This window comes from Providencia vermicola, assembly GCF_010748935.1.
In the GTDB taxonomy this organism is placed as follows: Bacteria; Pseudomonadota; Gammaproteobacteria; order Enterobacterales; family Enterobacteriaceae; genus Providencia; species Providencia zhejiangensis.
The window spans coordinates 1,315,580-1,332,837 of the sequence record NZ_CP048796.1 but is presented as its reverse complement, the minus strand read 5'-3'; the positions used below and the strand labels follow the sequence as shown (position 1 = coordinate 1,332,837).

Annotated in this window: 11 protein-coding genes; 4 read left to right on the top strand and 7 right to left on the bottom strand. The window is 39.2% G+C overall.

The window, feature by feature from the left end; genetic code table 11:
- Nucleotides 1–79: 79 nt before the first annotated feature.
- From G3341_RS05690 to G3341_RS05665, 6 genes are all read right to left on the bottom strand, one after another.
- Nucleotides 80–784 (bottom strand): 3'-5' exonuclease, encoded by a 705-nt coding sequence (locus G3341_RS05690; protein ID WP_154622714.1) that lies wholly within the window; start codon nt 782–784, stop codon nt 80–82.
- Complete coding sequence (locus G3341_RS05685) at nt 781–2,652, bottom strand: DUF294 nucleotidyltransferase-like domain-containing protein (protein ID WP_163860872.1); 1,872 nt, start codon at nt 2,650–2,652, stop codon at nt 781–783. Before G3341_RS05685 ends, G3341_RS05690 begins: the two co-directional genes overlap by 4 nt.
- A gap of 16 nt (nt 2,653–2,668) precedes the next feature.
- Nucleotides 2,669–4,357 (bottom strand): solute:sodium symporter family transporter, encoded by a 1,689-nt coding sequence (locus G3341_RS05680; RefSeq protein WP_154622712.1) that lies wholly within the window; start codon nt 4,355–4,357, stop codon nt 2,669–2,671.
- Nucleotides 4,358–4,480: 123 nt separating this feature from the next.
- Nucleotides 4,481–5,467, bottom strand: coding sequence for an inositol 2-dehydrogenase (iolG, locus tag G3341_RS05675; protein WP_154622711.1), 987 nt, complete (start codon nt 5,465–5,467; stop codon nt 4,481–4,483).
- Between the two features lie 674 nt (nt 5,468–6,141).
- Nucleotides 6,142–8,079 (bottom strand): 3D-(3,5/4)-trihydroxycyclohexane-1,2-dione acylhydrolase (decyclizing), encoded by a 1,938-nt coding sequence (gene iolD, locus G3341_RS05670; protein WP_195848148.1) that lies wholly within the window; start codon nt 8,077–8,079, stop codon nt 6,142–6,144.
- 12 nt (nt 8,080–8,091) lie between these two features.
- Entirely contained in the window at nt 8,092–9,603 is a 1,512-nt protein-coding gene (locus G3341_RS05665) for a CoA-acylating methylmalonate-semialdehyde dehydrogenase (protein WP_154622709.1), read from the bottom strand.
- A 287-nt stretch (nt 9,604–9,890) separates the two neighbouring features.
- Here G3341_RS05665 and G3341_RS05660 point away from each other — a divergent pair, with 287 nt between their 5' ends.
- Nucleotides 9,891–10,727 (top strand): MurR/RpiR family transcriptional regulator, encoded by an 837-nt coding sequence (locus G3341_RS05660; protein ID WP_163860871.1) that lies wholly within the window; start codon nt 9,891–9,893, stop codon nt 10,725–10,727.
- 401 nt (nt 10,728–11,128) lie between these two features.
- Nucleotides 11,129–12,121 carry a hypothetical protein gene (locus G3341_RS05655; RefSeq protein ID WP_163860870.1) on the top strand — a complete coding sequence of 331 codons (993 nt, stop codon included), beginning with the start codon at nt 11,129–11,131 and terminating at the stop codon, nt 12,119–12,121.
- A 262-nt stretch (nt 12,122–12,383) separates the two neighbouring features.
- On the opposite strand, the gene G3341_RS05650 is transcribed toward G3341_RS05655, so the two are convergent.
- The gene (locus G3341_RS05650) at nt 12,384–12,638 is read right to left on the bottom strand and encodes a helix-turn-helix domain-containing protein (protein WP_154635594.1); all 255 of its coding nucleotides are present in this window, start codon (nt 12,636–12,638) and stop codon (nt 12,384–12,386) included.
- A 721-nt stretch (nt 12,639–13,359) separates the two neighbouring features.
- Here G3341_RS05650 and glgC point away from each other — a divergent pair.
- Entirely contained in the window at nt 13,360–14,646 is a 1,287-nt protein-coding gene (glgC, locus tag G3341_RS05645) for a glucose-1-phosphate adenylyltransferase (RefSeq protein WP_154621994.1), read from the top strand.
- 11 nt (nt 14,647–14,657) lie between these two features.
- Nucleotides 14,658–17,111: a glycogen/starch/alpha-glucan family phosphorylase gene (gene glgP, locus G3341_RS05640; RefSeq protein WP_163860869.1), complete on the top strand. Its 2,454-nt coding sequence runs from the start codon at nt 14,658–14,660 to the stop codon at nt 17,109–17,111.
- Nucleotides 17,112–17,258 lie beyond the last annotated feature (147 nt).

Below are 17,258 nucleotides of genomic sequence, written 5' to 3'. Positions count from 1 at the left end.
AACGCTTCGTTAAGAATGATATAAATGAAATAAAACAGCGTTGAAAATGAAATAAAAATTTCAAAAAAACAGATAAGCGCTACAGTGAACGCTTATAAAGTTGTTTAATAACAGGATGTTGAGAGGGATAAATGACTTTAGATTGGGCGAGAAATAATTCTGCGGTGGCAATCGCATCTGAAAGCGCATTGTGTGCGTCATAATCAGGCAACTGATAATGGTTTCTTAATGCCGATAAACTGAAATCATTTCGATTAATATTTTTATGGCTTAACACGCTTTTTTCGATATTCAGTGTATCAAACCAAATTAATGGTAATTCTTTTATATTTAATGCGTTAGAAAGAAAGGCTTGCTCTATGGCACCACCGTGCGCCAAAATGCATTTATCTTTTGCTTCATGTAAGAAAAAAGCGACAGCATGAGATAAAGAGATGCCACCACTTAATTGCTCTGGCGTTATATGGTTAATTACCGCAGTTTCCGCTTTAACAGGTTCCACATCATTCACATAATAATGTTGAGCACTTTTGAGGAGAATTTTATTCTCTGCAATAGTAACCATCCCAATACTCAAAATTCGATCTTTTGCGGGATCCAACCCTGTTGTTTCTAAATCAATGGAAAGAATTTTTTGTGTTTTTAATGGGCTATCATCAGTAGGTAAAGGTGCTTCCAGCACTTCCTGCAATAATGTGGGTAGCTGACGAGTACGTAATAATTTTGCTCGCCGACGCGCTAAACGGGTCAAAGGTTGATGATAGCACAACAATGAACCTATCATTTCATTATCCCTTTAGCATGATAACGTTGTTCCGCAGCTTCTTGAGTCCTCGCGATGATACGAAACGCATCTTTTAAGTGGTTTCGCTCAAATTGGGTGAGCCGTTGGGGAACGATTAAATTGGAGAGTACATCCCCAGCTAATAATGCCCTACGCTGGCAGCCAAATCTAACCTGATTGATAAATAAATATGCTTCAGTTAATTCTTGGCAGGAAGCAGCGCTAATAATGCCTGAATCTCGGGCAACTTCAAAGCGAGTCATTGTTGATGGTGTCAACACTCCCGCCTCTAATGAATATACGCGTGCCAATTCGACTAATAGGTTTACCGCTTGTTTTTTAATATTAAATACACTGTGGTTTTCGCCATTTTTGACCAACACAAACTGCCTAAACATGCCCAACGGTGGATTGATTCGCGTGGAGTTGGCAACTAGCATCGACAGTAATCGCTTATTACCTTTTAAATGAGATTCCGCGGAACGAAGCAATGAGTTGAAAAGTACTTGGCTACCATAAAGAAAACGAATATCTAAAAAAACAGAAATATTTAATAAAGCAAGCTGCTCAGGCTCTTTTAACCACTGCTGATAATAAGCTTGCCACTGAGTCAAAGGCTTACACCATTTCGGGTTGGTTGCCATAATATGACCGGGGCAGAGAGAATACCCACACTCATCCAAGCCATAGCAAACATACTCTGCTAGTTGCCTAAACCAGCCCTCTTCTTCTTTAGTCACTTCACGAGCTAAAATGATGCCATTATCTTGATCGGAAAGGTAATGCATCTCTTGTCGCGCTTGTGATCCAGCAGCAAACCAGCAATAGTCACAAGGGGGCTCCCCGAGTTCTCGCTCAGCCAGTTTCAAAAGCTGTTTATTAAAGGCATCAGCAATTAATGTCATCATCAATTGAATCGTGTGCGATTGAACCCCAGCCTCTATCAGAGATTCAAATACCGCTTGCCGTTGCACGCCTAATGCCTTCAAATCATCTAAGCTATCTTGACGATAAATTCGGCTAATTAAGTACACCGCTTGCATGCTGTTTTTTTGCACTAAGCTTGTTGCGGTTAAAACCCCCGTAATACGGTGGTTCGTCATCACCGGTAGGCTACGGATGTTATGTTGCATCATCAGCTCAATGGCATTTATGATGGGGGCGTTCGCCGCAATTGTAATTGGATTTTCTGTCATAATCTTACTGACCGGCGTTTTAATATCTAATCCCAAAGCAACAACACGCTTTGTGAGATCTCGGTCAGTAATAATGCCTAATAATATTTCCCCATCCATCACTAATGCCGATGAACGGTGCTTACGTACCATTTCTTGAGCGGCATCTTGAACACTCGTTCCCGGAGTAATGACGACGATATTGCCATTTTCTATCGAGGATACTGGGTTTAAATACAACAGACTATCTTCTGTCAGTTTATCGACCTTAGGGCGTGATGCTAACCGTTCACCTTCTTCACAAGCAAAATGATGACGAACAGCTTGGTTTTGCTCCATTGCTAACAATAAAGAAACCCTCGGAATACAGTAGAGTAATGTATTCTCTATCGCGATCACTTGATACTCGCCTGGGGAATCCGCTGTTTTATTTAACACACTGAAACCAAAAACATCACCGGCCCCCAGCCTTGCTCTTAAAGAGCCATCAGCGTAACGCTGTTCCACCGCCCCAGTTCTCACCAGATACAAACCTTGGCCAGCAATTTGTTGCGGTTTTAACACCTCCCGTTGTGTCAAATAGCTAATTTCAACACTATTGACTAACTGGTTTAATTGCATTTCATCTAAGCGATCAAATGGGTCACGCTGCGAGATGAATTGCTTAACCATCGGGATAAGTGATGGCTCCATAATCTGTTACTCTCCTTTATGCATTCACTGATTGTGTTTTGCCTGCTAGCCATGCTTTTGAAAATTTATAAATAATAAACGTTAACAAGATGGCAGCGAAAATATAGTAACCAACCATGACGTAGCTTGGTGCACCTTGAGCTAAATAGACGTACATTGAAATTGCGCCCAACACGATTAGACAAGCTACAGGCGTTGCAAAGCGCCATGGCGAAATGTCCACTTGCTCTGTATACACTTCTTCATAAGGTTTACCGGGGAAGAAATAGCCAATCGTCAACATAAAGATAATATTAGCAACGAACAGAATACCGACTAAATGGAAGAAGTGAATATTCAGGTCTAAGACAAAGTTGCAAATTAAATAGGCCGACATTCCAAATAATAGCCCTAATTTTGCCGCAATAGCAGGCACGCGTTTAGTCATTAAACCAACTAACACGACACTTAAAATAGGTGCGTTAAAGATACCTTGTAATTGCTGAATTAAATAAAACAACCCATCCGGTGCATTAGCCACTAAAGGTGCAATAATCATTGTCGCCAGCGCTAAAGCAATACCTAAATATTTACCGACTTTCACGGTTTGAGCTTCAGTAGCATTCTTATTGATGCGATCTTTATAGATATTCACAGTGAATAAAGTGACGGATGAGTTCAAGCCACCACTGAAGGTGGAGAATACAGCACCAACAACCACCGCGGCGAAAAAGCCAACTAAAAACTCAGGCAGCACCATGTGTACTAATACAGGGTATGCATTATCAGGATTATCAATTTCACCACTAAGAATATGGAATGCAATGATACCAGGCAGAATAATAATAGATGGGATAATTAACTTAAAGAATGCGCACAGCATCACCCCTTTCTGCCCTTCAGCTAAGTTCTTCGCTCCTAACGACTTTTGTACAATTGATTGGTTGGTACACCAGAAAAACATATTGGAAACGATCAAACCAGTAAATAGCGTCGAAAAGGGTACCAGTGAATCTTCGTCACCAATGGAGTTAAACTTATCAGGGTGAGCTTGATAAACTTCACTTAGACCCGCCCACGCATTACCATCACCAACATATAATAATGCAAATATCGTGACTAATAGCCCCCCGATAATAAGCCCTGCACCATTAACGGTATCTGCAATCGCGATTGCTTTAATACCACCAAAAATAGCATAAATAGCACCTAAACCACCGACACCCCATACCATAATCCACAATGCTGTCGTTTTATCGACATTAAAAACATGTGAAACTTGGAATAAACTTTCAAGGGCAATCGCACCTGTATAGAGAACAATTGGTAGCAAAGAAATAACATACATTGCTAAAAATAGAATGGATGTAATTAACAAGGTGTTTTTGTCAAAGCGGCGTTCTAAATATTCAGGAATCGTAGAAATACCTAATTTAAGATATTTCGGTAAAAAATAAATGGCGAATAACACAATAGTTAATGCCGCCATGACTTCCCAAGCCATAACAATAAAGCCGGTTCGGAAAGATAAACCGTTAAGCCCAACAAGATGCTCTGTCGATAAGTTCATTAGCAGCATTGAGCCACCAATATATAGGCCTGTCATAGAACGACCGCCTAAGAAATATCCTTCCGCAGAAGAGGTTAAATGAGCATTTCGTGTTTTGTAATAGGCAATCCCTGCAACTAATAAGGTAAAGCCGATAAATGAAAGTAGAGCCAGCATTAGTACCCCCAAGCCTTTCTATTTATAATTAGCGCATAAATATATGTAAGGTGACTGATGAAGCGGGAGTATGATTTCCCGCTTTTTATAGTTAGTAATCGGTAAATAAGAGGTAATTAAAAGTTAAAGTTGAACTTCTTTGCCTGTTTTTAATGACTCAAGCGCTTTATCTGCTAGATACAGTGCCAACTCACCATCGGTACCCGTTGTTTCTGACTCAGCACGACCGGCAAGAATATCAACAAAGTGATTCCACTCCGCTTTATAAGCTTCGTGATAGCGCTGTAAGAAGAAAAACTCTGGTTTCGCTGATAAGCAACCGACATCGCTTAAAAACTCAACGCTATTCTCTTTGATATTACCTGCGGTTAAGAGACCTTTCTCGCCATGTAATTCAATACGCTGGTCATAGCCATAACCTGAACGACGACTGTTAGAAATTGTTGCCATGGCACCAGAAGGGAATTTCAAAATAATAAATGCGGTATCGATATCCCCTGCTTGTCCAATCGCTGGATCAACAACATTGCTGCCTTGCGCATAGACAGAGCATGGATTTTCTCCGATCATAAAACGCGCCATGTCAAAGTCATGAATCGTCATATCTCTGAACATACCACCGGAAACTTTTACGTATTCCGCTGGTGGAGGTGATGGGTCCCGTGATGTAATAATTAAAGATTCAGCTTTACCAATCGCGCCTTGTTCGAATAAATTTTTCAGGTGGCGGAACTGTGGGTCATAACGGCGGTTGAAACCAATAAATAAAGGCACATTGTGTTCTTTAACGCTTTTGAGGCACTGTCTCACTCGTTCAAGATCTAAGTGAACGGGTTTTTCACAGAAAATAACCTTGTTGTTTTTTGCTGCCAATTCGATTAAATCCGCATGAGTATCCGTTGCAGAAGCAATCAGAACACCATGAACATTTGGATCTTGCATCGCTTCTTCTGTTGATTGCACTTTTGCTTGATACTTTTCAGCCAATGCGAGGGCGTTAGGCTGATAAGGATCAATCACAGAATAAAGTGAGGTTTCTTTGTGGCCGGCAATATTGACAGCATGAACCTGTCCGATACGTCCTGCGCCAAATAGTGCTATATTGAACATTGAAATGCTCCTTGAGGCTATAAATCCACTATTAGGATATGATGAAATATAACAAATAAAACATTCATTTCAATTTATAATTAATTGAAAATTATGTTTTTGAGCGCTAGGTAACAATTGCTATAATTAAGTGGATTTTTAGTGTTATTTCGATCACAAAATAACAATGTAAACTCAAGCAATTAGGCTAACAGCAGTGTAATTAGTCACAATGAGAGTAAGCCTTAAAGCCACCAACATGAGACTTAACGGCTATTTTGAAATGTATATTTCATTAACGATGATTTTATTACAGTTACTCTCTTTTATTTTTCTGTTTTTTGCCCTTATCAACAGATAAAAAGTTAACTAACCGCCAAAAAACAAAAAACCCAGCTTTCGCTGGGTAACAAAAAATAACTTAATGACGTCAACCACTTTAATCGTCAAATTGCAGCCAATGCATCCATGCAAACTTCCCGATAAATAACCTTACGTTGTTTAACTCAATTCAAGCTAATCCCGTGTTATTGCAAACTGGACTCTGCTTAAGGCTAGGATGACGACATCCCCTTAACAAGGGTATCAATTCCCCCATCCTTAATCAGCTATCGATGCATCAAAGAATGATTTAAGGCGCGACTATCGGGCGGCAAGCCGCCCTTAGCCCATGACTCTCCCTACAGAGCCATGCGCTAGTACTGCCGTACTCGATTTGCGACCATATCCTTAATTTTATCTGCTGCTGCAACAACTTCTGGTTTTTTCGCTACCTGAGCGGTTCCTGTACGCCACCAAGCTTCATAACCATTAGTCATGGTCTTAGGTAGCACTTTGATATCAATTAAGACACAACCAGACTGTGATTTTGCCTCTTCGATAGCCGCAATTAATTGTGCTTCATCATGAACACGATAGCTTTTACATCCATAACTCTCGGCATTTTTAGCAAAGTCCACTTTAACTAAAGGACCGTCCATTTGCCCCGTTTTAGGATTACGGTGACGATTCTCTGTGCCAAAACTGCCCATTCCTTGACTCATTTGCAGGTTGTTAATGCAGCCAAATCCTGCGTTATCAAATAACAGAATGGTAATTTTAATGTTTTCTTGGATGGCGGTTTGTAACTCGCTGTGTAACATCAGGTATGAGCCATCTCCTACCATCGCATAAACAGGCTGATCTGGTGCGGCAATTTTCGCCCCTACCGCAGCGGCGACTTCGTAGCCCATACAGGAATACCCGTATTCCAGATGATAAGTATCAGGATGTTTAGGTAACCAAATGCGTTGTAAATCACCGGGTAACGAGCCTGCTGCACCAACAACAATAGCGTCATCCTCCATATACTGTTGCATTAGCCCCAGCACACGAGTTTGGGTCAGTTCAGAGCCTAAAACCTCACGGTACTCTTCTAACTTATCATCCAGATGCCCCGCAATTTCAGGAATAAAATTCAATGGGTTATACTGAATTGAAAACAGTCTTTCTAACTCAGATTGCCATTGTTTTTTGGCCTGCTGAATACGCTCACCCCACTGAGCCTGATAGCCACAATCTTGTAGCAAGGCATCAAGCGCTGTTAAGCCTTCTTTTGCGTCAGCAATGATTTTTAAGGCATCTAATTTACAAGCATCAAACTCAGCAACGTTAATATTTAAAAACTGGACATCAGGGTGACTAAATAAGGATTTGGATGCCGTCGTAAAATCCGTGAAACGCGTACCGACACCAATGATTAAGTCTGCTTCTTTCGCTAATAGGTTAGCTGCCAAGCCGCCTGTTGTACCAATACCACCGACATTCAACGGATGATCGGCCACAATGGCACTTTTACCCGCCTGAGTCTCTCCAAATGGGATCGCATAATGTTCAGCAAAAGTACGAAATGCCTCATGCGCCTCGGAATAGCGAACACCACCACCACAGATAAGTAATGGTTTTTTCTTACTACGAATTAAATTTACAGCATCGGCTAAACTCACCGTCGTTGCAGGACGGCGTTCAATACGATGAACACGCTTGGCAAAGAAATAATCAGGATAGTCCCACGCTTCACCTTGAACATCTTGCGGTAAACAAATTGTCACTGCGCCAGTATCAGCGGGATCGGTTAATACGCGCATCGCATTGATCATCGCTGCCATTAATTGCTCAGGGCGAGACACGCGATCCCAATAGCGGGAAACAGGTCGAAAGCAATCATTCGTGCTGATCGTACCATCACCATACTGTTCCACTTGCTGTAAAACAGGATCCGGCTGGCGGGTTGCGAAAGTATCACCTGGCAGCAGTAACAGAGGGATACGGTTAGCGGTCGCTGTCGCGGCCGCTGTCACCATATTTGCCGCTCCCGGCCCAACAGAAGATGTGACGGCACAAATTTGCTTACGTTTTTTCTGTTTTGCAAAACCCGTTGCGATGTGTGCCATCCCTTGTTCGTTGCATCCTTGATAAACTTGTAGGTGTCCAGGCGCCTCTTCCAGCGCCTGTCCTAAACCTACCACGTTACCATGGCCGAAGATGGTAAATACTCCCTGAATAAACGGATACTGCTCACCATCAACTTCAACATATTGTTGGTTCAGAAACTTAACTAATGCTTGAGCTGTGGTCATTGTCTGCTTATTCATATGGGGCTCCATTTATTCCATAGTTGGCATTGTGAAACTACTTTCATGATGCTCCAGACGTACACTTGCAGGCCAACGGCTGGTAACCGTTTTCATACGTGTATAGAAGCGAACACCATCATTACCATGAACGTTCAAAGGTCCAAAGATAGAGCGTTTCCAACCACCAAAGCTATGGAATGCCATTGGGACTGGAATTGGGATATTGATACCGACCATGCCTGCCATGACATTTTCTTGGAATTCACGGGCAGTTTCACCATCGCGCGTGAAAATAGCGGTACCGTTGCCATACTCATGTTGGTTAATTAATTTCAACCCTGTTTCGAAATCAGGAACACGAACAATCGCAAGTACGGGTCCAAAAATTTCATCTTTATAGATATCCATTTCAGGGGTGACATTATCAAACAGGGTCGGTCCAACAAAATAACCGTTTTCGAAGCCGGCGACTTTAAAATCACGGCCATCAACCAACAATTTAGCGCCTTGTTTCTCACCGCTGGTAATGTAATCACAAATTTTCGCTTTATGCTGTGCAGAAATCACAGGCCCCATATCATTTTCTTTACCTTCAACAATGCCAGGGCCGACAGTCATTTTAGCGATTTGCGCTTCTAAATGAGTAATCAATGTGTCCGCAGTTTCATCGCCAACAGCCAGCACAACAGATAGAGCCATACAGCGTTCACCCGCCGCACCAAATGCAGCGCCCATAATTGCATTTGTCGCCAGATTCATATCCGCATCAGGCATCAAGATACAATGGTTTTTCGCACCGCCGAGAGCTTGGCAACGTTTGCCATGTTCTGAAGCCGTTGTATAAATATACTCAGCAATTGGCGTTGAACCAACAAAGCTAACCGCTTGAACTTCAGGTGCTCTTAAGAGTACATCAACCGATTCTTTATCACCTTGTACAACGTTAAAGACACCATCTGGTAAACCTGCTTCTTTTAACAATTTTGCTAGCGCAATAGCGAGAGAAGGATCTTTTTCAGAAGGTTTAAGTACAAATGTATTTCCCGTAGCCAACGCAACGGGGAACATCCACATGGGGACCATGGCAGGGAAATTAAAAGGTGTAATACCTACACACACACCTAATGGTTGCATTAACGAGTGGCTATCAACACCTGTTGCAACATTCGCTGAGTGCTCACCTTTTTGTAAATGTGGGATACCACAAGCAAATTCAACAACTTCTAGACCACGAGTTAACTCGCCAACCGCATCGGAAAAAACCTTACCATGCTCTTGAGAAATTAAACGCGCTAAATCATCCATATTGGCTTCAAGTAGTGCCTTAAATTTAAATAGGATACGAGCACGTTTGAGTGGTGACAGTTTTGACCACTTAGGGAAAGCTTTGTGGGCGACCTCTATTGCCTGTTTAGTTTCAGCGGCACTGCTCAACACAACTTGAGCTATTTGTTCACCTGTTGCAGGGTTAAATACGGGTGCAAAACGCCCACTTTGGCTGGATACAAGTTCACCGCCAATGAAATTCTGAATCTGTTGCATGTTGCCTCTCTTTAGCTGATAGAGTTACCTTGTTGCTAAAGATATATGAAATATTCATTTCATTTTCAACTAAAACTGAAATAACATTCAATTTATGTGATCCAGACTGAGTTTTTATGAAATTGTCGATTGAAGATAAAGACAGATGTTTTAAAAATCGTTTTAATCAGCCCTCAGTATGAAAGGCAATATGAATTGATTATTCCATTTGGTCGGATTAGTTTTTCAAAAACATTCGACTAACGGCTGAAAATAACTACAATCAATAGCCTAGTCACGGAGGTTTTATGTCAACTGCATCGAATTTGAATGAATTTCAGGAGCAAGTTCGCTCCCGTTACGATGAACTAAGTAAACGGCTGCAACAAGTAGCACGCTATGTGCTGGATAACACGAATAGCGTGGCATTTGATACTGTGGCGGTCATCGCTAAAGAAGCCAATGTTCCACCTTCAACTTTAATCCGCTTTGCCAATGCATTTAATTTCAGTGGATTTAATGAAATGAAACAATTGTTTCGTATGAATTTAGTTGAAGAGACAGCAAGCTATACTGATCGCGCTCGCTTATTTCGTGAAATGGATAGTGACCAAGAACTCAGCGATGATCCCGCTCAGATCTTAAAAGAATTTGCACTCTCCAATGCGCAAGCATTGCAACAAATGGCGGCCAGAACGCCAGCAGAAGATTTAGAAAAGGCAGTAACGCTTTTATCTGAAGCAAATAATGTTTATATCATTGGCTTACGCCGTTCCTTCAGTGTTGCCACTTATTTAAGTTATGCTCTTAGCCATTTAGAGTGCCGCCCTCAATTAATTGACGGTCTTGGTGGTATGTTCAAAGAGCAAATAAGTCGAATTGGTGAAAATGACGTTGTCATTTCAATTAGTTTTACACCTTATGCTGAAGAAACCATTATGGTCAGCGAAAAAGCAGCACAGACTGGTGCCAAACAAATCGTGATCACGGATAGCCAAATTAGCCCACTCGCAAGTTTTAGTGATGTTTGCTTTGTTATCAAAGAAGCGCAGGTTGATGCATTCCGTTCACAATCCGCAACACTTTGTCTAGTACAATCGCTCACGGTTGCGCTGGCTTATCGACAAGGCAGTAAACTGGTTTAATCGAAAATGGGCTTTACTCACAAATACCTCCGTTGTGACTAAGCCCAACAGACTCACGTTATATTAAACGCCTTTCTCTACTCCCCACATGATAAAATTAATTAATTTTTTAAATATCAATAAGATATAATAAAAAAATACGATTATTAATCCTTATTAACAGCAGAAAGACCGATAAATATCGAAACACACAATAGATTTATAGATTAAAAATATAATAACCAATTGAATATAGAGAGTTTATTTAATCCAATATGGATTTATTATCAGCGATAATAAAATTGTGATACCCATCAGAAAACATCAATTTCAATAAAAATAATAATGGAATTATTATTCCACGCTGTTATGTTGAAATAATGTAAACACCTGAAACTAATCTTTCGGTGAGGAATGATCACATGAATACGCACTTTCTCTATCTCTTTGGCCACCTTCGCTTGCTTGAACAGCAACATGCGCTTGTTTCGTTAAACAAGACGGGTATTGGCCTTATCGGCTCGCCTAGGCATAACCAATGGTATACGCAGGCAATATTACATAGCCAACACCATTGTGAACTTAAATCCGTCTGTGTGCTTGAGTCTCCCCTTCCTTCCGCTTCTTACTTCATTTGTCAAAAAAGAAAAATTGAACAGCTGATAGAAAATGATGCTGTTGATACCGTTATTGTCACCTCCGTCTGTAGTGATGAATTATTAAAATTTATTATTCAGGCCACTATTCATTCAGGTAAAAATATATTACTTAATAATGTTCCAAATTATGGAACTAATGAATTTAACGATTTATTAAAATTAGCCAAACAAAACGATGCTAATATTTGTCAAAGTAACGTATTACTCTTTTCTAACCAATACGACAAAGTTAAAGCAATATTATCGAACAAAAGTATACCCGATAGTGGCTTATTACGTTTATCAGCCCATAGGCAAATTGATCAAAATGACCCGCTTTCTAAAGCTAAATTACGCTCATTAATTGCAGAAAAAGTGACGTTATTACTCAATTCACTTCCTGACTTTAAATTCGATACCTCATCTGTTCAATACTCTCGTCCGCTATCTAATATTGAAGCCGGCGATGTATTAATTATTAACCTTAAAAATAATGATGGCTTTCTCGTTTCATTTGAACTGTTTTTTAATACAGGTAATGTTTCAGATAAATTGTCGTTAAAACAACACCATCATGATCTTCAATTCGAGAATTTTCTAATGTTCAATAATCAAAATTCAATTATTGACGAAAACTCATTGATGATAAAGCAACTTGATTATTTCATATTAAGTTTACATAAAATAAACAAAATACGGGTAACTACTCAGTTATTACTGGTTAATCAAATGACTGAGTCTATTTTAACACAACTTGAATTAAGTAAATTTATTTAATGATTAAAAACATAATCAATACGAATTAATAACATTAATAATTATAACTTTATTGATTGTTTTTTTTGATTAAATCTAGATTAATTAAGTAATATTACTATATTGAACAATCAAGCCCGGAAGAAACAGAGTAACCGCAGACGCTCTGTAATTTCTTCCGGTCCGATTAACTTTCTCATAGTATCTCGCTATGTTTAATCCTAGTAGTTTTACTGATAGTGCTCACAAGATATTTATACCTTCCTTGCGATATGTTATCCCTTTAATGGAGAGTGCACCGAGTACCTACGTTAACGTTAACAACCCCATATAGAAACGTGGTTGGCTCTAAATTAAATAAGCAGGCAAACTGAAATAATGAATCGACGTCAATACAACTTTCGCCACTTTCAAAACGGCACATTTGATCCTCTGAAACACCAATCAATCGCGCTGTTTGCTTTAACGTCATTTTATGACTTTCTCTTTGTTTACGAATTTTGATACCTAGCATTTTTGCAATATTATCTTTTTGCATAATAACCCCCTAAAATATAATCGAAGTGCAGTTAGTTTTATGGTGCGTAAATTAACATTCAATCCCTATAATTTAATTGATTTAAATTAAACAATTACGCTAAAAAAACCTTCCAATTACGATTATCCACAAAAGAATAATACTAGAGATAAAATAATAACAACTTGAATTACATTAGAAAAAATCAAAAGCAAGCTATATTATTACCGAAAACGTATTGTGACACTAATCACAAAAAAAACGTATCCTAATTTCGTATTATTCAATTTGGGAATGTCTTTAAAAGACTATAACACATATTTTTAATATGTTTATTATTAATATTTTATTTCCATTTCGAAAAGTAACTATAAGATTAGTTCTATATTATAATCAAATTAAGTAAGTTTACCTTTAAATTTTGTGACATTTTATGTCTATTGATTTCAGACTATTAATTTTTTTAATAAAAAAACATTTAAAGTCATATTTTAATTCTCAAAGTCTAGTATATTATTGATGATAAAAAGCATAAAAATCAAAAATAGTCATCATTATTAGATAAATAACCGTCATAAAATGATTTCAAAGATTTATATTATATTTGGAAAGTTATAACCAATTGTAAACAGTGAATAACACAATAGTTAGGTCACTGAATTAAAAAGAACAAATATAAAATATATGCAGCAACTGGGGAATCTTTAAATAACAATTTGTTCATTTTGGAGAGTTCTAAGGTATGTCTCATAATGATATGAATAATATGATGATGTTAGCACGTCATTTACCTCAAAAATCAGTTGCCCTAATCCTTGCTGGTGGTAGAGGTACACGTCTTAAAGGTTTAACCCTCAAACGCGCTAAACCCGCCGTTCACTTTGGGGGAAAATTTCGTATTATCGATTTCGCATTATCCAATTGTCTAAATTCTGGAATTAGACGTATTGGTGTCATCACCCAATATCAATCTCATTCATTAGTCCAACATATACAAAGAGGATGGTCTTTTTTCAATGAAGAGATGAATGAGTTTGTCGATTTACTTCCGGCACAACAGCGAGAAATAACAGATCACTGGTATAAAGGCACCGCTGATGCCGTCTATCAGAACATGGATATTATTCGTAATTATGATGCTGAGTATGTCGTGATCCTTGCCGGTGATCACATCTATAAGATGGATTACTCTCGCATGTTGCTCGATCATGTAAATAACGACGCAAAATTTACCGTTGCTTGTATTAAAGTAAAAAAAGAAGAAGCCCATCAATTCGGTATAATGGAAATTGATGATAACCGCTGGATCACTCAATTCCATGAAAAACCTCAGCATCCTCCTGTATTAAAAGCATCTCCCGATTCATGTTTAGCCAGCATGGGGATCTACATTTTTAATAGTGATTATCTCTACAAAATGCTTGAGGACGATAGTATTTGCCCCAATTCGAGTAATGATTTCGGAAAAGATATCATTCCCAAAATTGTTGCTCGCCGAGAAGCTCTCGCACATCCCTTTGAATATTCATGCGTCACAAGTAATAGCAATGTTCCCCCTTATTGGCGCGATGTCGGCACCTTAGAAGCTTATTGGTCCGCGACACTTGATCTAGCATCTGTGACACCTGAGTTGGATATGTATGACCGAAACTGGCCGATTCGAACTTATATGGAACCATTACCGCCAGCAAAATTTGTGCAAGATCGTTCTGGAAGCCATGGAATGACGATGAACTCGCTGGTTGCAGGCGGCTGTATTATTTCAGGCTCTATTGTTATCCATTCCGTATTATTCCCTCGTGTAAGAGTTAACTCATTTTGCAATATTGAATCTTCTATTTTACTCCCCGGCGTCAATGTTGGACGTTCATCACGTCTGCGGCGTTGTATTATCGATCGAGGCTGTATTATTCCTGAAAATACAGTCATTGGTGAAAATCCTGAAGAAGATAGTCAACGTTTCTACCGAACTGAACAGGGTATCGTTCTTGTCACAAAAGAAATGTTAGATAATTTGAATAATGAATAAGGAATGAAATTGTGAGCACCCATTTTGTTTATGAATGTCATTCTCCCCAAGTGACACAAGAGGCACTAAAAAGCTCGATTATCTATAAATTGAAATTTGTGATTGGCAAAGAACCTTATATTGCAACGCAAAGGGAATGGTTAGAGGCTATTTTATTGGCGATACGCGATCGGGTTGTAAACCGTTGGATGACAACTAATCGAGCGACCTATTCGCAGCAGGTTAAGCAAGTTTACTACTTATCGATGGAGTTTTTACTTGGGCGATCATTATCCAATGCATTGATTTCAATGAATATGTATGATGACCTGACTCAAGTAGTGACTGAACTCGGATTCGATTTCGAACAGTTGTTAGAGCAAGAAACAGACCCAGGTCTAGGTAATGGGGGTTTAGGGAGGCTAGCAGCTTGCTTTTTAGACTCTCTAGCCACACTGAACCTACCCGGTGGCGGCTATGGCATTCGTTATGAATACGGCATGTTTAAACAAACCATTCGTAATGGCCAGCAAATTGAATGTCCAGACGACTGGCTTGCTCATGGAAATCCTTGGGAGTTTCCTCGAACAGAAAGTCGCTATCAAATACAATTTGAAGGCCATGTAGTCGAAGAAGAAGGTCGTTATCAATGGGTAAAAACTAACGATATTATCGCCATTGCTTATGATCAAATCATTCCCGGCTATAATACTGAAGCAACCAATACGCTCCGTCTATGGAGTGCTAAAGCAAGCGATGAGTTCGACCTACAAATTTTTAATGATGGCGAATATTATTCAGCGGTAAAGAAAAAAAATGACTCTGAGAATGTTTCCCGCGTTCTTTACCCTAACGACTCTACCTATTCAGGAAAAGAACTACGCTTAAAGCAAGAATTTTTTCTTGTTTCTGCTTCAGTTCAAGACATACTTTATCGACACTGGCTAGTGTATAAACGTTGGGATAACTTAGCGGACAAAGTAGCCATTCATTTAAATGATACGCATCCTGTTCTTGCTATTCCGGAGCTTATTCGACTACTGGTCGATAAACACCAAGTGAGTTGGCAAGAAGCAATGACTCTGGCAAAAAGAGTATTTTCTTATACAAACCATACTTTAATGAGTGAAGCGCTGGAAACTTGGCCAGTTGAAATGATCCGTAAAATTCTACCGCGCCATTTGCAAATCATTTATCAAATTAATGATGAATTTTTACAGCATGTTAGCCAAGAGTTTCCACATGATTATGAACTTCCTCGACGTGTTTCCATCATTAATGAAGAGCATGGACAGCTCGTTCGAATGGCTTGGCTAGCAGCTATCGTCAGCCATAAAGTGAATGGTGTCTCTAAACTACATAGCCAGCTAATGACGGATTCTCTCTTTGCTGACTTTGCTAAAATTTTTCCCAATAAATTTTGCAATATCACCAATGGCATTACACCTAGACGTTGGTTAGCCATTGCGAACCCTGAACTCACGTCGATGATAGAAAGTTATATTGGCCAACAATGGTTAGTTGACTTACCGCAGCTCTGCGAACTGAAACAATGGATAGATTACCCACAGTTCTTAGACAAATTGAGCCAAGTGAAAAAAAACAACAAAATGAAATTGGCGCACTTTATTGCACAAACTCAGCAAATTGTTATCAATCCCGAAGCCTTATTTGATGTACAAATCAAACGCATCCATGAATATAAGCGCCAGCTATTAAATTTACTGCATGTCATTACTCGCTATAATCGAATATTAGCTAACCCTGAAAAAAATTGGGTACCTCGTGTGGTGATTTTTTCAGGTAAAGCGGCCTCATCCTATAGCGCGGCTAAAAAAATTATTCATCTCATCAACGATGTTGCTACCGTTATTAATAATGACCAACGCATTGATTCACGGCTAAAAGTCGTTTTTATCCCTGATTACAGTGTCAGTTTGGCACAAAAAATTATCCCTGCGACCGATCTTTCTGAACAAATATCTCTCGCAGGTACTGAAGCGTCGGGAACGGGTAATATGAAATTTGCGCTAAATGGGGCGTTAACAATAGGCACATTAGATGGCGCCAATGTTGAAATTCGTGAGCATGTCGGTCCTGATAATATTTTCATATTCGGGAATACCATTGATCAAGTGAAACAAATCAAGCAAAACTACTATTACCCACGCTGGTATTATGAAAATGATACGGAACTAAAACAGGTCATAGACCAAATTGCGAACGGCTATTTTAAACCTGATACCCCTAATTTTTATCAAGATTTAACGCATAGCTTATTAGATGGCGGCGATCAATATTTACTCTTTGCAGATTATCGTAGCTACATTAATACGCAAGAACAGGTCGATCATCTATATCAAGACCCATTAGCTTGGCAAGCCAAAGTTGCACAAAATATTTGCAATATGGGATTTTTTTCGTCAGATAGAACGATAAAAGACTATGCTTCTCAAATTTGGCAAATTAACCCTATCATTTTGTGAGTATATGATTTAGATTGGACTAATAATTTAAGTTAGGTGTGATTTTAGTCATAAACTTACTTAACTTCACAACTATTTAAAAAAATTCTCAGTCGGCATGCTATCCTGATGCCGACTGGAATGTATTTTGGTATAGCCTAAAAAGTC